The following is a 23,074-nucleotide window of genomic DNA, read 5'->3' as shown; positions in this document are numbered from 1 at the left end:
TTTATTTTCTTTACACTTTCGTGACTTTGCGTGCATATTAAACACAAGCTTAAAAAAACTTTTTTAAGCTCCGTAAAAAAGACTTTGTACCTTTGCTACTCTGAACCTTTGTACCTATAAAAAAAATGTCTAGAAAAATAAAACTGATTTGGGATTTTCGCGGTCCGGCGGCTGCAAAAACAGCTGAACATCACGAAATTCATTTAAAAGAGTATATCACTATCGAAAAACTTCCGCTAAATATTACGGGCTTTAAAATTGTAAACGACATGCATGCAACTGCTTTCATGGTTGTCACTGATGAAAATATGATTCAGGTAAGAGATGCTTTGAAACCGCATCGTGGGGAAGTATTTGAAGGATAATTTAGTCGCAGTCTCAGTTTTTAGTCTCAGTAAAAACTGCAAACTGAGACTGAGACTGAAAACTTTTTTTAATTCGCAACTTCACTAATAAACTTAATACGCATTAAACGCAATTCATCAATATCATAATCACCATCGAATTCTTTAAGAGCATCTTCGATTTTATCTGATTCTGATTCCATGAAGTAATCGTGAATTTCTTCTTGCTGATCGTCGTCAAGCATATCATCAACCCAATATTTGATATTCAATTTTGTACCAGCGTAAACAATCTGTTCCATTTCTTTGATCAAAGCATCCATCGAAAGTCCTTTTGCAGAAGCAATATCACTTAATGGTAATTTTCGATCTATATTCTGGATAATATATAATTTATTAGCTGAATTTACTCCTGTAGATTTTACTACTAAATCGTCTGGACGAATAATGTCATTATCCTCTACATAACGATTTATCAGAGTTACGAAGTCATTACCATATTTCTTGGCTTTTCCTTCACCAACACCGTGAATATTATACAATTCGGTTAAAGTAATTGGGTATTTTAAAGCCATATCTTCAAGAGAAGGATCCTGAAAAACAACAAACGGAGGAACTCCTAGTTTTTTGGCTACTTTTTTACGCAATTCTCGCAACATTCCCATTAAGACTTCATCAGCAGTTCCTGATGATTTTGCTGCGGTAACGATTGCTTCATCTTCAGATTCATTGTATTCATGATCTTCAGACATCATAAATGAAACTGGTTTTTTAATAAAATTCAAACCTTCTTTGGTGATTTTTACCACTCCATAAGTTTCAATATCTTTAGATAAATAGCCAGCTACAAGAACTTGTCGCAATAATGCCATCCAGTATTTCTCGTCATGGTCTGATCCTGAACCAAAAAAAGATTGCGTATCTGTTTTATGCGCTTTGATAACTGCATTAATTCTACCTATTAAAGTAAAGACAATTTCTTTTGACTTATATATATGTTTGGTATCACGAACAATTTCAAGCAATTTAACGGCCTGATCTTTTGCTTCAACTTTAGTTTTAGGATTACGAACGTTGTCATCCATATCTGCACCTTCACCGGTTTCGCTGTCAAATTCTTCACCAAAATAATGCAATAAGAATTTTCTGCGCGACATTGAGGTTTCGGCGTAAGCCACAACTTCCTGCAATAGTGCAAAACCTATTTCTTGTTCGGCAACTGGTTTCCCGGACATAAATTTCTCCAGCTTTTCTACATCTTTATAAGAGTAATAAGCAAGGCAATGCCCTTCTCCTCCATCACGACCGGCACGACCAGTTTCCTGATAATAACTTTCAAGTGATTTTGGAATATCATGATGAATTACAAAACGAACGTCTGGTTTATCAATTCCCATCCCGAAGGCAATTGTTGCTACAACCACATCTACATCCTCCATCAAGAACATATCCTGATGTTTTGCTCGTGTTTTAGCATCTAAACCTGCGTGATAAGGAACCGCGCTGATTCCGTTTACTTGTAAAACTTCGGCAATCGATTCTACTTTTTTACGGCTTAAGCAGTAAATAATCCCGGATTTGCCCTTATGTTGCTTGATAAATCGAATGATATCCGATTCTATATTTTTAGTTTTCGTGCGAACTTCGTAGTATAAGTTAGGTCTGTTGAACGATGCTTTAAAAGTATTTGCATCAGACATGTCCAGGTTTTTAAGAATATCCTCCTGAACCTTTGGAGTTGCAGTTGCAGTTAATCCAATGATGGGCACTTGCCCTAATTGTTTAATAATGTTTTTCAGATTTCGGTATTCAGGCCTAAAATCATGCCCCCATTCTGATATACAATGTGCTTCATCAATAGCAACAAACGAAATAGGCACGCTTTGTAAAAAAGCTACATATTCTTCTTTGGTTAAAGATTCCGGCGCTACATACAAAAGTTTGGTTAAGCCAGAAGTTATGTCTTTTTTTACTTGTGCGATTTCTGTTTTGGTAAGAGAGGAATTTAGCACATGTGCAATTCCGTTTTCAGAAGAAAGGCTTCGAATTGCATCAACCTGATTTTTCATCAAAGCAATTAAGGGAGAAACAACGATAGCTGTTCCGTCCTGAATTAAAGCGGGTAATTGATAACAAAGAGACTTTCCACCGCCAGTAGGCATGATCACGAAGGTATTCTTTTTGTTTAAGATACTCGTAATGACTTGCTCCTGCAAACCCTTAAATTGGCTAAAGCCGAAATACTTCTTTAATTCCTTGTGTATTTCAATTTCGTTTGAATTCATTCTTTATATTAATGGATATTTTGTATAAATTTGCAACACATAAAGATACAACTTTCTTTTATACATACAAATTTAAAATATCCTGTTTTGATTACAAAAGAAAATATATTGGCAATTGCCAAGAAAACCATACTCTCTGAAAGTGAAGCAATTACAAAGCTAATTGATTTTTTAGACGAAAATTTTTACGAAGCTGTCCAACGTATTTACCAAACTAAAGGCCGATTGATCGTTACAGGCATCGGAAAAAGCGCGATCATTGCTCAAAAAATGGTAGCTACTTTTAACTCTACAGGAACCCCTTCTATGTTTCTGCACGCCTCAGAAGCTATTCACGGAGATTTGGGTATGATACAAAACGAGGACATTATTATTTGCATCTCTAAAAGTGGTAACAGTCCTGAAATTAAAGTTTTGGTTCCGTTATTAAAACGCTTTGGAAACACCTTAATTGCCATAACAGGAAATGTAACTTCATTTTTAGCAAAAGGTTCTGACTATGTTCTGAACACAACCGTTGAAATGGAAGCTTGCCCAATAAATTTAGCGCCAACAAACAGTACCACAGCACAACTTGTTATGGGCGATGCTCTTGCAGTTTGTTTGATGGAAATGCGCGATTTTAAACCTGAGGATTTTGCTGTATATCACCCAGGCGGAGCTTTAGGCAAAAAATTATTGCTTCGCGTAAAAGATATGATTGAACACTCGTTAAAACCAATGGTTACGCCAGATACGTCAGTTAAAAAAGTTATTTTTGAGATCTCTGAAAAACGATTGGGCGTTACAGCGGTAATCGAAGATGACAAAATAATAGGAATTATTACCGATGGAGACATCCGAAGAATGCTAAATGACGTAGATACTATAGCTGACTTAACTGCAAGAGATATTATGTCAAAAAATCCCAAATCAGTATCTTCAGAAACTATGGCTGTTGATGCTTTAAATATTTTAGAAGATTTTTCGATAACACAGCTTATCGTTTCAGATAACGGAGAGTACAAAGGAGTATTACATTTACATGACATTTTAAAAGAAGGAATCGTATAATGGCAAAAAAGAACCTTGGCGAGATGTCATTTTTAGACCATCTTGAAGAACTTAGATGGTTATTAGTTAGAAGCACAATTGCAATATGCGTTATGGCTTTTTTTACTTATTTTATTAGTGATTATTTATTTGATCAGATTATTTTAGGCCCCATAAGACCTACCTTTTTTACTTATGTCTGGTTTTGCGATTTATCGCATGCACTAGGATTCGCAGATAGCATTTGTATTACCGAACTGAATTTTATTATTCAGAATACGGAAATGGAAGGACAAGTAAATATTTTTGTATGGATGTGTCTTTTAGCCGGTTTCATACTTAGTTTTCCGTTTATTTTATGGGAACTTTGGAAGTTTATCAGCCCTGCTCTATACGAAAAAGAAAGAAAAAATGCCAAGTTATTCATCTTCACTTCTTCATTACTTTTCTTTTTAGGAGTACTGTTCGGGTATTTTGTTGTAATACCAATGTCCGTGAATTTCTTAGCTACATTCTCTGTGAGTGATGTGGTAAAAAACCAATTTACATTAGATTCTTATATGGGAATGGTAAAAACAAGTATTCTTGCCAGTGGATTGTTTTTTGAATTACCTATCATTATATATTTCCTGACTAAACTAGGATTAGTAACTCCTGATTTCTTAAGAAAATATTGGAAATATGCCGTTGTAATTATTTTAATTGTAGCCGCAATTGTAACTCCTCCAGACGTAGTAAGCCAGACTATTGTAGCAATACCAATGCTGATTATTTACGAAGTGAGTATCCTGATTTCGAGGATTGTTTATAAAAATAAATTGAAAGAAAATGTCTGATATCGTACAAGAGTTTAACGACTATCGTTCTAAAATGAACGAAAAATTACTAGCTGATAATAACAAAATTGTAAAGCGAATTTTTAATCTTGACACCAATGCATATGCAGCCGGAGCTCTTGATGTAAAAACAAAAGAACTTTTAGGATTAGTAGCATCGGCGGTTTTACGTTGCGATGATTGCGTAAAATATCACTTAGAAACCAGCCATAAAGAAGGAGTTACTAAAGAAGAAATGATGGAAGCAATGGGAATTGCAACTCTTGTTGGAGGAACAATTGTAGTGCCTCATTTACGCAGAGCTTACGAATTTTGGGAAGCTTTAGAAGAAGCCGAAACTAAATAATTGTTAATACATTTATTTGCTGAATCGTTTATTCGTTAATTTGTAGCGAATAAACGATTCTAACGTTTAAACGATTAAACTTTAAAAATGAAATTAAGAGCTGATAATTTAATCAAAACCTATAAAGGTCGTAGCGTAGTAAAAGGAATTTCTGTTGAAGTAAACCAAGGAGAAATCGTTGGACTTCTAGGACCAAATGGTGCAGGAAAAACAACTTCTTTCTACATGATTGTAGGATTGGTAAAACCAAATCAGGGTAACATTTATCTTGATGATTTGAATATTACCGATTATCCGATGTACAAACGCGCTCAACAAGGAATTGGCTATTTAGCACAAGAAGCTTCTGTTTTTAGAAAATTAAGTATTGAAGATAATATTTTGAGTGTTTTGCAATTGACTAAACTTTCTAAAGAAGAACAAATTGCAAAAATGGAAAGTTTAATCGAAGAATTTAGCTTAGAACATATTCGTACCAACCGTGGAGATTTACTTTCTGGAGGAGAACGTCGTCGTACCGAAATTGCACGTGCTCTTGCAACTGACCCTAAGTTTATTTTACTCGATGAGCCTTTTGCAGGAGTTGACCCTGTTGCGGTTGAGGACATTCAGAGAATTGTTGCTCAGTTAAAAAATAAAAATATCGGAATCCTAATCACTGATCACAACGTTCAGGAAACATTAGCAATTACAGATAAAACATACTTAATGTTTGAAGGTGGAATTTTGAAAGCGGGAGTTCCGGAAGAACTAGTAGAGGACGAAATGGTTCGTCGCGTTTACTTAGGTCAAAACTTTGAACTTCGTAAAAAGAAACTTGAATTCTAACAAAAGTATACAGTCGCAGTTTTTAGTTTCAGTGAATGCTGAAAACTGAAACTGAAAACTGAGACTGAAAACTAATTTAAAAATGAAGTCAGAAAAACCAACTCAGGAAGATTATGACAATTGGCATAAAGATCCAAAAAAATGGTATTTATGCTTCTTTTATTATAATCCGAAAGACAAAAGGTTACTACCTCCAAAAAGAATTGAATGGATGGGTTACACACTAAACCTTGCTAACCCTTATTCTGTACTACTCCTATTACCTCTGGTGATAATAATTGCTCTGGTTTTTTTATTGAAATAAATTAAAGCATAGCAAGAACACACTGAAAACTGTGACTGAGACTGAAAACTTATTCAACCGTAATAAACTGCAGCTGTTCTAAATCGCCGTTATAAATATTTACATCAACCCGATGTTTGATTCCAGGCAGAGAAGCTTTTTCTGTAAACTGCCAAAAAAGCCAATCGTCTTCAATTTTTTCTCTGTAGAAATTGTAATTGGCTATCCAAAATAAATATTCTCCAAATTCTTCTTTCAAAAAATCACTGTAATAACGTTCGCCTGAATAAATTATAGGACGCACCTGATAATGGGCTTCTACTTTATTGAGCCAACGCTTCAATCCTTTTTTTAAACTATCTAAAGGTTGATTTTTTGGCAATCTCTCTATATCTAAAACTGGTGGTAAATCACCTTTTTGCAATTTTACTGTTTTAATAAAAAGATTGGCCTGCTCGATAGAGTTTTCATTCGGGCGGTAATAATGATAGGCTCCGCGTATGATTTTATGCTCTTTTGCTCCTTCCCAATTTTTTCTAAACTGTCTGTCAACTCTGTCATTGCCCGCAGTTGCGCGAACAAAAACAAATTGTACAGGATATTTCTCTTCTAATACCTCAACTTCATCCCATTGTACTTTTCCCTGAAATTCAGATACATCAATTCCTATTACTTTTCCTTTATGATTTTCAAGTACTTTAATGTTTCTAACATCAGATAAATGTTTATCTACAGCATCTTCGTCTAAAACTTTATTTGATTTAAAACCAAGATAATATGCCAGTCCATCACGATAATGATAAACTGCAAAAAAAAAGAGTAACACAAAAAAAGAATAAATAATAAAGCGAATTACTCTTGCAAAAAACGATTTCTGAGGTTTCGATTTTCGTGAATAAGAAGTTCTTCGGGTAGTCGTTTTTCTTGCCATTCAGATACAACTACTTTTTCAAAAACATATTATTAACAACTGATAATAATACATAAAAAATGATAATTAAAGGAATTGCCATGTATTGGAGTCCTACTAATAAAAGCAACGAAACCAACAAAAATACTATTTGAAGCACATTATCTTTCAGAGTAAATTTCTTGATTTTTAAAGCAAATAAAGGAATTTCCGCATTCAAAATATAAGCACTACATAATGTTATAACAAACAAAACCCAGCGATTGGTTAGGATTTCGAATACGGCTAAAGAATCTGAATATTCTAAAACTAAAGGAAGACTTAAAATAAACAGCGCATTTGCCGGTGTTGGCAAACCAATAAATGAATCTGTCTGACGCGTATCGATATTAAAATTTGCTAATCTGTAGCAAGAACCCAAGGTTACAATAAATCCTAAGAAAGGAATAAAAACTGAGCCAATTACTTCATGAGGATTAGCGCTTTTTAAAAACATTGTATACATGATATATCCCGGTACAACTCCGCTGGTTACCATATCGGCCAAAGAATCTAATTGCAAACCAAGCGGACTTGAAACTTTAAATAATCTGGCAAAAAAACCATCAAAAAAATCAAAAAAGATTCCTAAACAAACCATATAAAAAGCCATTAAATAATCGCCTTGTGAAACAAAAACAACGGCTATACAACCACAAAACAAATTGATTAATGTAATTAAATTAGGAATGTGCTTTTTGATATTCATGATTTATATTTTTTGATAATTGCAACCACAAATTTCGCATAATAAGTGACAATTTATACTATTAGTATAAAAAAATTATATCAATCTTTTAAAAAAGTAAATGGGAAGCTTAGTTTCTAAAGTTTTTTTTATTTAAAATCCATCTTTTATAATATTTCTCAAAAGGAATAAATTTGCTGAGTAAAATATTATATTTTTGGTAAAAATTAAAACAGACTCAGATCTGCAAAAAAATATCCGTTGAAGAAAATCCTGCTGCTTTTATTTTGTTGGAATTGTACGTTACAATATGCACAAACTGTTCGAAAATATTCGAATGAATTTATGAATATTGGAGTCGATGCAGCAGCTTTGGGAATGTCAAGTGCAGTTACCGCTTCTACAAATGATGTAAATTCCGTTTATTGGAATCCAGCAGGCTTAACCAATCTTGAAGATCATCAAATTTCATTAATGCATGCCAACTATTTTGCGAATATTGCGCAATACGATTATATCGCATACGCAAGCCCTATTGACGACCGAAGCGCCTGGGGAATTTCGATGATTCGTTTTGGTGTCGATGATATTATGGATACCACTCAATTAATCGACAATCAGGGAAATATTGATTATAACCGAATCAGTTTGTTTTCGACTGCCGATTATGGTTTTACTTTTTCTTATGCCAGAAAGCTGCCTGTTGAAGGATTTCAATATGGGGTGAATGCAAAAATTATTCGACGAATTATCGGGAAATTTGCAAATTCATGGGGATTTGGATTTGATGTTGGACTTCAGTTCGAGCGAAATAACTGGAAATTCGGTTTAATGCTTCGCGATATTACAACAACTTATAATGTTTGGAATATTGATGAAGAGGAATATGCAAAAATTGCCAATGCAATTCCCGGAGAAAATAATGAATTACCTGAAAGTACCGAAATTACTTTACCAAAGGCGCAATTGGGAGTTTCCAGAACGTTCGATTTTCATAATGACTATAGCCTTTTGGTTGCCACAAACCTGAATATGCGTTTTGAACAAACGAACGATATTATTTCATCTAAAGTAGTAAGTATTGATCCTGCTGTAGGATTTGAATTTGGATATACCAACCTTGTTTTTTTAAGAGCCGGAGTGGGAAATTTCCAGAATGCAACACAACTAGACAATACTGAAAAATTGAATTTCCAGCCTAACATTGGTCTGGGTTTTAAGTATAAAGGCATTCAGATTGACTATGCTCTGACTGACTTAGGAAACCAAAGTACCGCTTTGTACTCAAATATTTTTTCTTTAAAAGTAGATTTAGGTATCTTTAGATAAAATTTGCAAACCATAAACTTCTTAAAATTTTAAATCATGAAAAATGTCATTTTCAAAAAAGCACTTTTTAGTTTACTATTATTACTAAGTTTTATTGGGTTTAGTCAAAATCTCCCCTTATCGAAAGATGCTAAAATAAGTGTCCTCACTTGCGGATTAGGCAATGAAACCTATTCTTATTTTGGTCACACGGCCATACGAGTTGCTGATCCCGAAAACAATATTGATGTTGTGTATAACTACGGTGCTTTTGATTTTAGAACACCAAACTTTGTTGCAAAATTCGCAAAAGGAGATTTACAATATTTTGTAATTCTACATTCGTTTCCGGAGTTTATTGAAGAATATAATAATGAAAAAAGGAGTGTATTTGAGCAAGAACTTCCTATTCCTCAGGACGCAAAACAAAGACTTTTTGATAATTTAAATACCACATTAGCTTCTGAAGATCGTTTTTACACTTATAAGTTTATTGATAAAAACTGCACATCAATGGTAGTGGATATTATCAATAAAAGTTTGAATGGTACTGTTATTACAAAAAAAGGAGCTACAGATATCACCTATAGATCTATTTTATTCCCATACTTCAATGGTCATTTTTATGATCAATTGGGAACAAGTATCATTTTTGGAACAAAAGTAGATCAATTGGGAACTAAAATATTTCTGCCTTTTGAATTAAAAAATAGTTTAGAGAAAACTACTTATCAGAATAAAGCTTTAGTTGCTAAAACAAATACACTATTACGTTTTGAAAAAGAAACTCCAGGTTCATGGTGGAATAACGTTTATACTTATCTTTTTATTCTTGCCTTTGTAGTTCTTGCCCACAATAAAATAGTGGATAAAATCTATCTTTTAATTTTATCTTTTATAGGAACCTTTTTTGTTTTTATGGGATTTTATTCCTTTCACCACGAACTGGCGATGAATTACAATGTGCTTTTATTTAGCCCATTATTATTGGTTTTACTCCTTTTTTCCGTTATCAAAAACAAAAGATGGACGTATCGATTTGCAGTTTTACACTTACTATTTTTGGTAGTTTATGCTATTTTTCTAATCAATAAAGCACATTTCCTGATTGTTTTACCAATGATTATTACAAGCGGATTTGTTTTAGTGAGAGTTGCCATTAGAAATAAAAAACGTATTCCGATTATTATCTAAGCATTATTGTCCGCGGTAAAATAAAACTGTAGTGATCGTTTTAAAAGTGATACTTAAATCGAGAAAAATACTTCGGTGTTTGATATAGTATAAATCATACTGCAGTTTTACCAAACTTTCTTCTATAGATTCTCCGTAAGAATAGTTTACCTGAGCCCAGCCTGTAAGTCCTGGTTTTATAACATGCCTTGTTTCATAAAATGGCATTACACGCGCTATTTTCTCAACAAAAAACGGCCGCTCTGGTCTTGGTCCAATAACCGCCATATTACCTTTTAAAACATTGAAAAACTGAGGTAATTCGTCTATTCTGGATTTACGCATCATTTTGCCAAATGGAGTTATACGTCTGTCGTTTGAAGTTGCAAAAACAACTCCGTTCGATTCAGAATTTTCAACCATCGTTCTAAACTTATAAATTTCAAAGACAACTCCGTTTTTGCCAACGCGCTGCTGAGTGTAAAATAATGGGCCTTTATTTGCAAAAAAGTTTACAATATAAATTAGAGGAATAAAAACAACACAAGCCGATAGCCCTATAAAAGAAAATAAAAACTCCATAGAACGTACCAAAAACAAGTAAAGCCTGTTACTATTACTTCTGCTAAAAGGGAAAAATCTGTAGAAATCCCTGGCAATATATTGCACTGGAATACGCTGCGTCTTACTTTCATAAACCTGGGTATATTCGCGAATAACATTCCCGGATTCTAATAAGTGAAGTAATTGTTGATATAAATCAGCAGTAATTCCGTCTGTTTTTTGAGAAGCAATTATAATTTCAGAAATTTGATTTTTAGATACAAAAGCTTCCAAATCCTTTTTCTTCACTTCTTTTACATAATGAAAATTTAAATTTTCTTCAGATATAGAATCTGAATTTACAAAGCCAGCAATTTTATAATGCGGGTCAACGCTTTCCAATCCTAAAACCAATTCTTCTACCTGATTTTGATCACATATTAAAACGACATTTTGAGAAAATCGTTGTGAAGCAAGAAAATAAACATAGAACAATCGCCATAACAATAATGTCCCGATTATTGTAAAATAAAAAATAAATATAATCAAACGCTGCTTTGGTAATTCCGGAGATAAAACAGGCGTAAATAAATAAGCCAAACTTGAAGCTGTTCCGGTAAACACTACACTTTGAAGAATTTGCAATTGATTACTTGCAACCTGCAAATTATACATTTCGAATATTAATCCGAAAACATATACATAACTAATAAGTAAAAAAAAGCTTATAAAATTACTTGTATTAAAAACAAAGTAATTATAATCAAATATCAAGCTTAATATATATAATGCCGATAAAATAAAAACAGCATCAAAGAAAATAAGTAATATTTTTCTTTCTGAAATTTCAAAATGCATTTTAGTAGTAGAGAACATTTATTCAGTTTGTTAGGGGCTTAAACTTGAGGCAAATGTATTATAAAAAAACAGATATTAATCTACCGAATCCTCAGCTTTTTCCGGAATTTTAACCTGAACTAACAAAAGCGACATTGCATATACAAAAGCCGGAGCTGCCGTTCGCATTGCGGCATGATTTATCGTCAAGAGCCAAAAGACAAAAAAAGATAAAAAATACAAATGCTGTCTATTATTAACATAAACAATAAAGGGAGTTATAAAAAGTACCAATAATCCAAAAATACCAAACAGCCCGTGTTCGCTAAACATTCGAGTAATTTCATTATGCGAAGCCGCATCATCACCAAATCTTTCTTTTCTAATTTGTTTTCCCATTCCCGCTCCAACACCTAAAAGAGGATTTTCTAAAAAAAGTGTTGTCTCTTCATTCATAATTTGTTCTCTACCTCCTAATCGGTCTTTCTTTTCTCTACCGCGAGCATCCTGATTTGCATATCGTTTTTCAATAAGACCTTTAGTTTGAAAAGAAGAATAGGTCCATACTCCTACTGCCATTAAACCTGTTAGAATAAAAACCAAAACAAACTTACTTTTTCCTCTTGTATTAGAAAATTTATATAATAAAAACAACAGGCAGACTATCATAACAACTGCTGTTATAATACCACCTCTTGAAAAAGTAACAATTCCTCTATAAGTTATAAAGAGCAGTAAAAAGCTATTTATAACAATTGCCATTTTTGATTTTGAGAACAGTACTAATTGTGTAAAAAAGACAAACATTCCTAAACCTAATGCAGTAGAAACCTGATTAGGTCCAAATCCTCCTGAAGTTTCAAAATTAGATTGTGTTCCTGTCACTATATCTCTGACACTAGGATTGAATAAAAACAAATATACTGTCGTACTCACTATTGGTAATCCCATCGCAACTACTACATTTTGTAAATCAGAAAATAGAATTCTTCTTTTAAACATATATATAGAAGATATGGCTAAACAAACCGGACCTGACAAATTAAAAACTAATGATTTTTTAATATCTATTGCCGGATTGAAAACCGTAGAAGTAATTAAAATACCCGGAATTAATAAAATTAAGAAAAACCAATATATAAATGCATTTGTCGAAAAATTACTATATATCATGCCTAAAAGCATGAAAAAAACAACATTAACTTTTACAAATTCATTATTAAAATTACCTCCCGTCATTCGTAAAAAAACCTCAACACCAACTAAATAAGCGGCGATATAAAGTACTTCGTTATTTGCATTTTTTGTTCTATAAATAATAAAAAAACCGGCAATTGGAATAAAAAGCGCGTATAATTTCGACAAAAGAGGTATTGCAAAAACAGCCAAAGCAATTACTGCATGAAGTATAAGCAGAAAACTATAGGACAATTTTGTATTATTCATCTTCATCTAATATTTTTTAAGCCGTAAAAGTAATTAAAGATTTCAACCATAAAAGATAATTGGAAACAATAGTCTCAGCACTAAAATCTTTTTGAACTTTATTATATAAATTCAAACCTATTTCATTTCTATATTTTTCTGACTCAATCAATTTTTCAATCGCTGCAACAAGCGCGTTAAGGTTGTTGGATTCTATTATTAACCCTTCTTTTTCAGAACTAATAATCTTTGAAATTTCCCCTACATTTGTAGCAATTACAGGCAATCTATTCAATCCATATTCTAGAATTGCAAGCGGAAGTCCCTCTGAAATAGAAGGCAAAACAGCAATCTGACATTGTAATAATGAAGAAATTATATTATTTGTTGTTCCGTAAAAATAAACTGTATTTTGAAGTTGTAAATCATTAACTTTTTTCTTTAACTGATCCGAATAAGAATCATTAAAGTCTTTTCCGAATAAATGAAAAGTCCAATCTGGAAATTTATCTTTTACTACGTTAGCAGCATCAATCAATAATATATGGTTTTTTTGCAGACGCAGATTTGCTACACAAATAATTCTTTTACTCTCAAATCCATTTAGTTGTACCTTTTCACTTGAAACAGAAGAATCCAGTATGAAGTTCGGTAAATAAATAATATTGGAGCACAATAAATAAGACTTTGCCCAATCTTTTAAATCTAAATTTACTGAAATAATAGCCATAAAAAAAAACGATCCTACTTTTAAACCCCAACTTTTTCTAGAAGACAAATCCTGTGAGATCCCGTAATGATCATGCCAAATGATTTTGATTTTTGGCAAAATCATTTTTACTAAAACTGCAATAAAAAATGAGGAACTATGGGCATGAATTATTTCAATATTATTATTTTTTAAATAATTACGTAATCTAAAAACTGCTCCAAAATCTATTTTTTTCTTTTTTTCCAAAAATAAATAAGAAACACTTTTATCAATTTGATTGAATAATAATCCTTCTTTACGAGATGCAACTAACCCCGAAAATTCTATTTTTTCAGATAATGCGTTAGCATAATTTACCGCCATACGCTCCGCTCCACCTGTTTCTAAAGAATCTATAATTTGTACAATTCTCATTGTGTCAATAGCTTTTTAATTTCAGTTTCAAAAAGATCTGTAGTGTAAATTTGTGACCATTGCATAGCTAGCGCGCTTTTAGTAAAAAATGTTTTTTCGTCGGTGATGATTTCCTTTATCATATTTACATCTTTATCTAAATCCATTTCTAACAAAATACCTCTATTACCATAATCTAGCATAGATGGTAAACAAGAAACTTTAGTCGCCACAGGAATGCACCCCCAAAACATTCCTTCGGCAATAGCTTTTGGCCAACCTTCGCTTTTAGAAGGCAAGATCACCAAATGGCTTTTTTGATAGGCTTTTTTTATGATTTCCTTATTCTGATTTCCGTGTAAAACAATAAATTTTTCTAGATTATTTGTTTGAATATAGTTTTCTAAATTATTTATTTCTGAACCTTCTCCATATAAATTAAGATGTGTTTTGTATCCTTTTTCTATTAATTCCTGAGCTAATTTAATAGCATACATTGGATTTTTTCCCGAAACCAGGCTCCCTACAAAAATGAATTCTATTTTGTTTGCAAAACTTTCTTTTATAACGTTTTCCTTTTCTGACTCTGAATAGGTAGCCGTAAAAAAAGGTTGAATATTTTTAGATTGATTTTTCCATTCTCCATATACCAAAACAGTCATGTTTCTTGTCAAAAAAGTATTGCTTAAAATCCATTTTTGAATTTTATATGTATAGGGTTGTTTACTTTGCGGATCCCAATTACCTGCATATTTTGCTGTTTTTGCTGTTTTTGGAAATAATATTTGAATCAGGCATCCTATTAGCCCCATATTCCCAGGGCAACGCAAATGAATATGATCTGCTCTTTTCATCGCCCAAAATATTCTCCAAAAAATTATTGGTAATTTAAAAACGAAACCTAAAACATTCTTAAAATTAGTCAGATTGAAATCAGGAACCGGGCGAAAATCAATCTTGTTACGATCATAAGGAATATCAATTTCTGTTGGTTTTGTATTTTTTAATGGAGCAACTATAATTACTTCATCAATATACTTAAACCAAATATTCATTTCACGAATATATGGAGAATAACCAAAATATTGATTTTCACTTTGAATATGATCTACGTGAGTTATAATCGTAAATTTCATTATCTCATTTTTGGTTTGGCAATAAATAAACTCAGATAACCAATACTTCTTCCTAAAGCTTCATTAAATGCAGCTTTTTTATTTTGCTCAGTGAAAACATTTGTAAAACGAATTAAAACTAAGAGAATCGTAATCGAATTCCATTTTAAACGATCTTCAAAAATTGGGTTTGGGTTCTTAATACGCCAAACATACCAGCCATTTTTAACTACCATTTTACCATATTTATATTGATTTGGTCTTCCGGAATTGGCATGAAAATGGCTTAACTTTGCCGCTGTATTTAGATATAACTTACCTGTTTTTGCAACTCGTAATGTAAAATCTGCATCTTCATACAAACCGTATCCTTCAAAATAAGTTGAGAACGAAAATGTTTCAAAAATTGATTTTCTAAAAGAAGAAACTCCACCCATTAATTGTTCTACTTCATATATTTTATTACTAGGTGGTAAAAAACCAATACTTCTTCCATGAGAAAACAGAGGTGAAAAACCCGGAGGAGTATTACTGTCTAAGTTAAGTTTTTTACGCAAAACAAACCTGCTGCCATCTTTGCGTTTCCATCCGTCAAAGTAAAACTCATTTATTGAAGGTTTATAATCAGCATTAACCTTTTCCCATTTTGTTTCATTAGTAATATAACCACCAACTCCTAAAGCTTCAGGATAAATTTCATACGTTTTTATTAATTCTTTAAAATAGTTATCTTCGAGAATGGTATCATCATCAAGAAAACAAACAATATCAATATTGCTTTTTACATTTTTAATTCCAAAATTTCTTTGTTTTGTAAGACCGCGATTCTGATCATCAACAAAAAAATACTTTAGGTTTTTAAATTGATTCTCATTTAAAATAATTTCCGTTTCATTATCGAAAGATCCATCGATAATTAAAATTTCATCAGGATATAAACATTGGTTATTAACTGATTGCAATAATTTCAACAATGGTTTAGGGCGTTTGTAAGTACAAATAATTAAAGAAAATTTCATACAAAACTATTGCTTTTAAAAAAATCATGAAAAATTTTAAAATAAGAAACTCTATTTAAAGTATTGAGCCATAAGTTTCGATTTGAAATTTGCATCTTTATAAAATCTTTTTCATTTATATTTGCATGAAATTGTATTAACTCATTTACAATATTTTTACCCGAAACGATTAAACAATGACTATTCCAATCAATTAGATCGTTCAAAGGCAACCTAAAATCAGTATTTACCACTACAGGAATTCTTCCCATTGCTAACGTTTCATAAAAACGTACTGAAAAATTACCTGCTCCTCTTAAACAAAAAGTATAAGGAGAATTATTTATATTTTTTAAAAATTCTAAGGTTGTTCTCTCTTTCTCTTCAATAGTTTTAGCCCCAGCTCTGTATTGATCTCTCAAAATAAAGTTAGTTATTACTAAAGGCGACTTTTTTATTTTTTTTAAAAAATAAAATCGTCTACTTCCTGAAGGATAAAAAAACTGGTAATCTGTATGCTCTCTTTTTAAAAACCTATTAAGATTATGAAATAAAAAAAGTAATAATTCTTTAATCCATTTCAATGGTGAGTTATTTGCATGACCAACAAAACCAATGGTTGGCAAATTTGTTTTTGGCAAAGCTTCAAATGCTTTATTCAATACTACATAAGGATCTGATACAAATGAAGGAAATATAAATGTTTGAATATTTAATTTACTATCAAATCCTCCCAGACGAAAAGTAAAAACATTTTTTTTTAGAGTTTTACCAAAATCACCCCCACTATATAGCCACACTTGTTTATGATTTGCATTACCCTTTTCAATGAAATCTAACAGGACATTGGTTTCTTTGTTTTTAAAAAAATAATTAATATCAACTGGTACTACCACAATATCTGACTCTTCGATTTTATCTACAAGTACATAACTTTTAGAAATGTCTAAATTTTTAAGATAACACAGATCAAGTAATAAAGGAAAGATAATTTTTCTGTACTTTTCTGTAACATAAGCTTTATCTGTGAAAATTTTAATCATTATTTCTTAATTTAATTGCCCAATATGTACTTGATTCCCATCTTTGTTTAAATTTTTTAAAAAAAATAAAATAATGGCTGATTGATTCGTTTTTTAATGTTTTTAGAAATAAAATCGTTTTATAACTTAACAGCTGTTCTATAGTACTATGCTTCATCTTCATGTGCATTAATGTTGGACTAGGCTTGGGTTGGATAGAATCATTTTCCCAGGCTAAAACTGGTTTTACTCTAAAACCACCAACCGGAGCTTTTAAATGTAAAATTGAAAGACTAGGAAAGTAAATAATATCAGCACCTATATTTCTTAACTGCATGCCATAATCCGCATCTTCTCCAAAGCCATATTCCAATGCCATATCAAAAGAAACAAATTTTAACAATTCAGATTTTAAAACACTATTTCCTGAACCAAAAATTCTAGATTGATGAATATTACAATATTTTAAAATTTCATTCTTTTGAAGATAGGAAGTCATAGCTACCTTTGTCCCAAATTGTTTTATTTGTAAAAACATTTCTTCTAATAGATTTGCTTCAAATCTATTATCATCATCATTCAGGAATACCCACTCACTTTCTACTTGATTAAGTGCAACATTTCTTGCATTGCAAGCTCCTGCCTGATGAGTAAATGTATGCTTAATAACAAAAGGCCAATCTTCAGATGTTAAATAATTTAAGGATGAAACACTTCCCGGCAAGGGATTTTGCTCAACAATTATAACATTTTTAGGTAGATACGTTTGCCGAGATAAATCCTTTAGTACATCATATAAATATTGTTCTCTTCCAATAGTCGGAATAATGACATCAATAGTTCCGGAATGAGTTACATTTAGCGAAGAGCAAACCTTAATAAAATCCAGATTAATATTTTTATTGTTTCTATTCTTAAAAAACAAGCTATATAGCAATGGTAAAAGTAGAAATCTAAATTCATAAATAGCAAAATTAAGAAACAACAAAAATATCCATCGCATTCTGTAATGTTGTTTTACGAATCTAAAAAGAGTATAATTTGAAGGTTTTAAAATTAAACGCAATTCATTTTTTAATAGCAATTTTGGTTCTGAATAACAAAGTAACCCCAAAGATGTACATACTTTAGCTAATGAATTTAAATGATAATCAAAGTCAGAATCTAGTTTTATTTTTTTACTAATCTCTAAAAGCACTGATGAATGGATAATCCCTACTAAACTACTCATTTGCCAAGTTGGATAACTTACATCTTTATTGATTTTGATAAAAGGAGATTCGTCAACATAACCTATTTTTTGACCTAAAAATTCAGTTGTTCCAGGATTGTAAGACAACATCATTTTATTATGATGAAAAATTGCGTTTATGCCTTCTAAATTTAAATTTGATTCGAACTTTTCATTGCACCAAACAATTTTTGAATCGGGATATAGAAAAGCAAGTTGAGACATTACAACAGATAGTTTTGCATTCTTATCATAAGACAAAATTTTATTTTCATTTGAAATAACCTTTACAGCTCTGGTTCCGTTATGATATAATACTATCAAAATTTAACTATTAAATGATTTATAAAACTCCATATTTTGTTTTGCCAAGACTTGTATATCAAAAAACTCTTCTACTTTTTTTCTTGCTAAAATTTCGGTTTTTAATCGTAAAGTTTCATCTTCTAAAAAATCATTTATCCTTTTTGCAAAAAGAACATGATTTTTAGGATTTACTAAAAAACCATTTTCCCCATCATCAATCATTTCATTCGCCCATCCAATATCTGATGCTACTATTGCTTTTTCCATAGCCATCGCTTCCAACCAGGAAACCGGAAAAGCTTCTGCAAACGAAGGAAATACACAAACTGTTGCCTGCTGTATTTTTTCTTTAATTGCATCATAAGGAACACTTCCCATATATTGTACATTTTGAATAGCTTTCTTAGAAAACAATTCCTGCATCATTTTCCAGGTTGAAAGACTCCCCGAAACAATATCCCGAACGTCTTTACCAACTAAAATTAATTTAGCAGCAGGATTATCCTCAATGACTTTATTAAAAATAAAAGGTAATTCCAAAAGTCCCTTTTTACGAATTAAACTTCCGAAATATAATATCGTTTTCTCGTTATGGAGTACGTCATTATTTGTCTGAAACAATTTGGTATCGATAGGATTTGCAATAATTACAAATTTTTTATTAAGGTCAAAAATACTATTTGTTGTATCTGCTGTATATTTACTCACAGACAAAAATCCATCAGCTTTTTGCAATGCTCTTTTTTCATGAAACCTATTAATCCATTTTACAGGGCGATTATCTAAATGACAGAAATAAGTATCTGATCCATGCAATCTTATAATTATCGGACAGGATTTTGGTTGAATAAAAGATGTAATACCTGTCCAATCCGGCGCCTCTACTAAATCAATTTCTTGTCTTTTATAAAGATCATTGATGATTCGTTCTATTTTTTTTCTAGTCAAAAACCAGGATAACCCTTTAATTTTTACATTTTTTATTTGTTGAATAATGAAACCATCATCATCAAAAATACCATCTTCTTTTTGCCCGTATACAAGAACTCTGACCACTGATCCTTGCTCTAACAATCCCATTGCCAGATTTTTAATACTTGTTCCTATTCCTCCAGAATTACCTGTAGCAGAATGTGGATACTCTGGTGTCAAAAAAGCTATCTTCATATTATTTATTAAAAAAATCTTTTAAGACTCGAGTTGTAAATATTCTTGCTCCTATATCATTCATATGTCCACAAGAATAAAAACATTTATCATCTTGGATAACATTTGCATAATTATTAATTTCAGGATATACCTTATTTACTTTTACAAAATAGTTCATTCCTTTTGTATTTTTACATACAGGCGTCATTATTGCAATAAGATTTATATTGTTTTGTTTGCATAGATGTCTAATTTCTTCGTAATATTTATTTTTAGCAGGAGAAAAGACAGAAAGATCTAATGGTCTTTTTTCATCAGAGTTATACAAAGCATTATACCCTCCATTATCAAGTTCTTTGCTTTTTTTATTGATCGCAGAAAAGAAAACTTCCCTAAAACCTAAGCTTGTATCATATTTCATGTATCTATAAAAAGGAATGTAATATTCAAAATTATAATCTGATAAATTTTTAAACTGATTTCTTATATTTTCTGAGCTATAGAGGTAAGGCATGAATTTCAAAACATTTGATTCTGAATAGCTATTAAAATCTGACCTTAAATTTAAATCTACTTCGATAATAACATTTTTAATTATGTATTTTTTTTCCAGCAATATTTTTAACACCAAATCTGATTCAAATAATCTAGCCCCTTGCATCCCAAAATTAAATGCTGTCAAACCTTTCTCTGCGAATAATGGTGTTACAAAGTGGTTATTTGCTCTAGATGAACCTAATATGATAACATCAATAGTTTTAGGATTTGAATTATATATATAGCCAATTTTTCTTCTGTTATTAGATTGCAGATATATGCTTGTGTAAAGAAAGTCTAAAGTAACCGCAAGCAGAATAGTTATAGTTGCTATATTAACTAAAAAAAATATAAATTTTTTCATTATCTATTCTAATAAAACCTAATTAATGTTTAATAAAGAAATCTTTTATTATTCGCGCAGTAAAAAGTCGAGCTCCGGTATCAGTCATATGCCCACAAGACGAAAAATATTTATTCTCTACCACAACATTCTCGTAATTGTGAATTTCCGGATATACTTTTTTTACTTTATCAAAATAATTCATCCCTACAACATTTTCACACATTGGAGTCATTAGAGTTATTAAATTGATATTATTAGCTTTACAAATCTTTTTAATTTCTTCATAATATTTGTTATTAGGCAAAGGATTTAAATTGACAATATTATTTTTCATATTGCCATTTTTATGCTTTTTTAATGGATAAAATCCTAAGTTATCTAAAGCATTTGTTGTTTCCTTACTTTCAATTTTAAAAATTTCTCTAAAACCAATTTTCGAATCGTACTTTATATATCTGTAAAAAGGAATATAATATAGTTCATTGAAATTTTTTTGACCCGAAAAATGTTCTTTAATAACATTTGAATTATGAATATAAGGCAGGAATTTGGCAGAAACTCCATCAGATTCCTGATCATTACAAAGATTTAAATCAGCCTCAAGAATTACATTTTTTATTTTATATTTTCTTTCGATCATTAATTTTAAAAGTAATGAAGATTCAAACAAATGGCCTCCACTCATACCGTAATTAAAGGTTTTTAAGCCAATATTTTCAAACATCTGAGATACAAAATGATTATTAGCTCTTGATGAGCCTAAAACTATAACATCATATTTTTGGGCTTTTGAGTTAAATACAGTTTCTATTTTTCCTCTATTTTTAGATTGCATAAAAATGGCTGTGTAAACACCATCAAGCGCAACAGCAATCAAAATGAATACCAGGATAATTTTAGTTATATAAATTAAAAAATGCTTCATTAAAATTGAAAATATATAAATTCTTTATAATCTGAATAAGTCCCAAATGCTAAAATAGCCGCTACAGCCAAAGTTACTTTAAGCATAGTTCTTTTTCCTGAAAGAGGTTCTACTTTGGTACGATTATTCCATTCTACCAAAATAAATATTCCAATAAGAAGCAGTAACTCATAATTGTAGCGTTCATTTTCCAGAAATTGAAAACCAAAATTCCTATTCGTAACTATGCGTTTTAAGTATAAAATGGCATCTGCAATTGTTTTGGCTCTAAAAAACACCCATGCCACACAGGTAATAAAAAAAGTTGAAAAAATACCAATTAGTACTTTTACAGAATCAAAATTAAATTTGATTTGAATTTCGTCAATATTGTTTCGGTTACTGTTGGATAAAAGTAATGGTAAAAAGTATAAAGCATTTAGGAATCCCCAAGCCAGATATGTCCAATTTGCTCCATGCCAAAATCCGCTTACTATAAAAATGATAAAGGTATTTCTAATTTTCATCCAAAGTCCTCCCTTACTTCCTCCTAACGGAATATACAAATAATCTCGAAACCATGACGAAAGTGAAATATGCCAACGTCGCCAAAACTCAGCAATATCTCTTGAAAAATAAGGATAATTGAAATTTCTAAGTAAATCTAATCCGAACAGTTTTGAAACTCCTAATGCGATATCTGAATATCCTGAAAAATCTCCGTAAATCTGAAACGCAAAATATATTGCGCCTAAAATAAGCGAGAAGGAATTCATAGAAGTATAGTTGTCAAAAATTGCATTCGCATACGTTGCACAAGTATCTGCGATGACTACTTTTTTGACTAAACCCCAAATAATTTGACAAACGCCTTCTTTGGCTTTTTCAAAATCAAACTCCCTTTTTACTTTTACCTGAGGCAATAAATGTGTAGCTCTTTCTATAGGACCCGCAACCAAAAGCGGAAAGTAACTAACAAAAAGTGAATAATCTACAAAGTTATATTCAGCTTTAATACGTTTGTAATAAATATCGATAACATACGATAAACCGTGAAAAGTATAAAAAGAGATTCCGACCGGAAGAATTACATTAAGCAAAACTGGACTTGCTTTTACTCCAACTGAATTTAATAATTCTGAAAATGATGAGGCGAAAAAGTTGTAATATTTAAAGACACCCAAAAAACCTAAATTAACTAAAATACTAAGCCAGAACCAAAATTTTCTATTTCGTTCTGATTTTCCTTTTTCAATTTGAATTCCGGTATAATAATCCAAAAAAGTTGAGAATACCAATAAAAACAAAAATCTCCAATCCCAGCAAGAATAAAAATAATAGCTGGCTACAATTAACAAAGCATTTTGTGTGCTTTTCGTTTTATTGAATACAAACCAATACAAGAAGAAAACGATTGGTAAAAAAATAGCAAATGCTAGGGAATTAAAAAACATATTTTATTTACTGTGGTATTAAATTTTAAT

The 23,074-nt window shown here is 31.2% G+C and carries 22 protein-coding genes; 8 read left to right on the top strand and 14 right to left on the bottom strand.

Translation table 11 applies throughout. The features are described 5' to 3' along the window. Positions 1–125 precede the first annotated feature (125 nt). Positions 126–365, top strand: coding sequence for a hypothetical protein (locus GIY83_RS23370; RefSeq protein WP_208683734.1), 240 nt, complete (start codon positions 126–128; stop codon positions 363–365). Positions 366–433: 68 nt separating this feature from the next. Here the strand turns inward: GIY83_RS23370 and recQ are convergent, their stop codons facing one another. After that, positions 434–2,629, bottom strand: a complete 2,196-nt coding sequence (recQ, locus tag GIY83_RS23365) for a DNA helicase RecQ (protein WP_208683731.1) — start codon at positions 2,627–2,629, stop codon at positions 434–436. 87 nt (positions 2,630–2,716) lie between these two features. On the opposite strand from recQ, the gene GIY83_RS23360 reads away from it, so the two are divergent. The 5 genes from GIY83_RS23360 (at position 2,717) to GIY83_RS23340 (ending at position 5,975) form a co-directional block, all read left to right on the top strand. Further along, on the top strand, positions 2,717–3,682 hold the full coding sequence (locus GIY83_RS23360) for an SIS domain-containing protein (protein ID WP_208683729.1): 966 nt from the start codon (positions 2,717–2,719) through the stop codon (positions 3,680–3,682). Next, the gene (gene tatC / locus GIY83_RS23355) at positions 3,682–4,497 is read left to right on the top strand and encodes a twin-arginine translocase subunit TatC (protein WP_208683726.1); all 816 of its coding nucleotides are present in this window, start codon (positions 3,682–3,684) and stop codon (positions 4,495–4,497) included. The genes GIY83_RS23360 and tatC overlap by 1 nt, the downstream gene beginning before the upstream one ends. Further along, the gene (locus tag GIY83_RS23350; protein ID WP_065450930.1) at positions 4,490–4,843 is read left to right on the top strand and encodes a carboxymuconolactone decarboxylase family protein; all 354 of its coding nucleotides are present in this window, start codon (positions 4,490–4,492) and stop codon (positions 4,841–4,843) included. Before tatC ends, GIY83_RS23350 begins: the two co-directional genes overlap by 8 nt. Before the next feature lie 87 nt (positions 4,844–4,930). After that, on the top strand, positions 4,931–5,671 hold the full coding sequence (gene lptB / locus GIY83_RS23345; RefSeq protein WP_029272155.1) for an LPS export ABC transporter ATP-binding protein: 741 nt from the start codon (positions 4,931–4,933) through the stop codon (positions 5,669–5,671). Between the two features lie 82 nt (positions 5,672–5,753). Further along, on the top strand, positions 5,754–5,975 hold the full coding sequence (locus tag GIY83_RS23340; protein ID WP_194617222.1) for a DUF5808 domain-containing protein: 222 nt from the start codon (positions 5,754–5,756) through the stop codon (positions 5,973–5,975). A 49-nt stretch (positions 5,976–6,024) separates the two neighbouring features. Here GIY83_RS23340 and GIY83_RS23335 read toward each other — a convergent pair whose 3' ends face one another. Both GIY83_RS23335 and GIY83_RS23330 read right to left on the bottom strand, forming a co-directional pair. Then, positions 6,025–6,885: a glycoside hydrolase family 25 protein gene (locus tag GIY83_RS23335; protein WP_194617221.1), complete on the bottom strand. Its 861-nt coding sequence runs from the start codon at positions 6,883–6,885 to the stop codon at positions 6,025–6,027. 10 nt (positions 6,886–6,895) lie between these two features. Further along, positions 6,896–7,612 (bottom strand): phosphatidylcholine/phosphatidylserine synthase, encoded by a 717-nt coding sequence (locus GIY83_RS23330; protein ID WP_208683724.1) that lies wholly within the window; start codon positions 7,610–7,612, stop codon positions 6,896–6,898. A 324-nt stretch (positions 7,613–7,936) separates the two neighbouring features. Between GIY83_RS23330 and GIY83_RS23325 the strand changes: the two genes are divergently transcribed. Both GIY83_RS23325 and GIY83_RS23320 read left to right on the top strand, forming a co-directional pair. Beyond that, positions 7,937–8,920, top strand: a complete 984-nt coding sequence (locus tag GIY83_RS23325; protein ID WP_208687250.1) for a PorV/PorQ family protein — start codon at positions 7,937–7,939, stop codon at positions 8,918–8,920. A gap of 36 nt (positions 8,921–8,956) precedes the next feature. Continuing rightward, a complete protein-coding gene (locus GIY83_RS23320) occupies positions 8,957–10,093 on the top strand; it encodes a DUF4105 domain-containing protein (protein WP_208683716.1) in 1,137 nt (378 codons plus the stop codon). A gap of 3 nt (positions 10,094–10,096) precedes the next feature. On the opposite strand, the gene GIY83_RS23315 is transcribed toward GIY83_RS23320, so the two are convergent. From GIY83_RS23315 to GIY83_RS23265, 11 genes are read right to left on the bottom strand one after another with little or no spacing between them, the layout of a single operon-like run. After that, a complete protein-coding gene (locus GIY83_RS23315; RefSeq protein ID WP_208683714.1) occupies positions 10,097–11,491 on the bottom strand; it encodes an exopolysaccharide biosynthesis polyprenyl glycosylphosphotransferase in 1,395 nt (464 codons plus the stop codon). Positions 11,492–11,548: 57 nt separating this feature from the next. After that, complete coding sequence (locus GIY83_RS23310) at positions 11,549–12,898, bottom strand: O-antigen ligase (RefSeq protein WP_208683710.1); 1,350 nt, start codon at positions 12,896–12,898, stop codon at positions 11,549–11,551. A 16-nt stretch (positions 12,899–12,914) separates the two neighbouring features. Continuing rightward, positions 12,915–14,003 (bottom strand): glycosyltransferase family 4 protein, encoded by a 1,089-nt coding sequence (locus GIY83_RS23305; RefSeq protein ID WP_208683709.1) that lies wholly within the window; start codon positions 14,001–14,003, stop codon positions 12,915–12,917. After that, complete coding sequence (locus GIY83_RS23300; protein ID WP_208683708.1) at positions 14,000–15,118, bottom strand: glycosyltransferase; 1,119 nt, start codon at positions 15,116–15,118, stop codon at positions 14,000–14,002. The genes GIY83_RS23305 and GIY83_RS23300 overlap by 4 nt, the downstream gene beginning before the upstream one ends. Next, entirely contained in the window at positions 15,118–16,116 is a 999-nt protein-coding gene (locus GIY83_RS23295) for a glycosyltransferase family 2 protein (RefSeq protein ID WP_208683707.1), read from the bottom strand. Before GIY83_RS23295 ends, GIY83_RS23300 begins: the two co-directional genes overlap by 1 nt. Then, positions 16,113–17,138: an exostosin family protein gene (locus tag GIY83_RS23290; RefSeq protein ID WP_208683706.1), complete on the bottom strand. Its 1,026-nt coding sequence runs from the start codon at positions 17,136–17,138 to the stop codon at positions 16,113–16,115. The genes GIY83_RS23295 and GIY83_RS23290 overlap by 4 nt, the downstream gene beginning before the upstream one ends. Next, positions 17,131–18,672 carry a glycosyltransferase family 2 protein gene (locus tag GIY83_RS23285; RefSeq protein WP_208683704.1) on the bottom strand — a complete coding sequence of 514 codons (1,542 nt, stop codon included), beginning with the start codon at positions 18,670–18,672 and terminating at the stop codon, positions 17,131–17,133. Before GIY83_RS23285 ends, GIY83_RS23290 begins: the two co-directional genes overlap by 8 nt. Positions 18,673–18,675: 3 nt before the next feature. Then, positions 18,676–19,821: a glycosyltransferase family 4 protein gene (locus GIY83_RS23280; RefSeq protein ID WP_208683702.1), complete on the bottom strand. Its 1,146-nt coding sequence runs from the start codon at positions 19,819–19,821 to the stop codon at positions 18,676–18,678. Between the two features lies 1 nt (position 19,822). Then, positions 19,823–20,704, bottom strand: a complete 882-nt coding sequence (locus tag GIY83_RS23275) for a hypothetical protein (RefSeq protein WP_208683701.1) — start codon at positions 20,702–20,704, stop codon at positions 19,823–19,825. A gap of 22 nt (positions 20,705–20,726) precedes the next feature. Then, entirely contained in the window at positions 20,727–21,611 is an 885-nt protein-coding gene (locus GIY83_RS23270) for a hypothetical protein (protein WP_208683699.1), read from the bottom strand. Next, a complete protein-coding gene (locus GIY83_RS23265; protein WP_208683697.1) occupies positions 21,611–23,044 on the bottom strand; it encodes an MBOAT family protein in 1,434 nt (477 codons plus the stop codon). The genes GIY83_RS23270 and GIY83_RS23265 overlap by 1 nt, the downstream gene beginning before the upstream one ends. Positions 23,045–23,074 lie beyond the last annotated feature (30 nt).

The organism is Flavobacterium sp. SLB02, from assembly GCF_009664855.1.
In the GTDB taxonomy this organism is placed as follows: Bacteria; Bacteroidota; Bacteroidia; order Flavobacteriales; family Flavobacteriaceae; genus Flavobacterium.
This window is presented reverse-complemented; position numbering and strand designations above follow the sequence as displayed.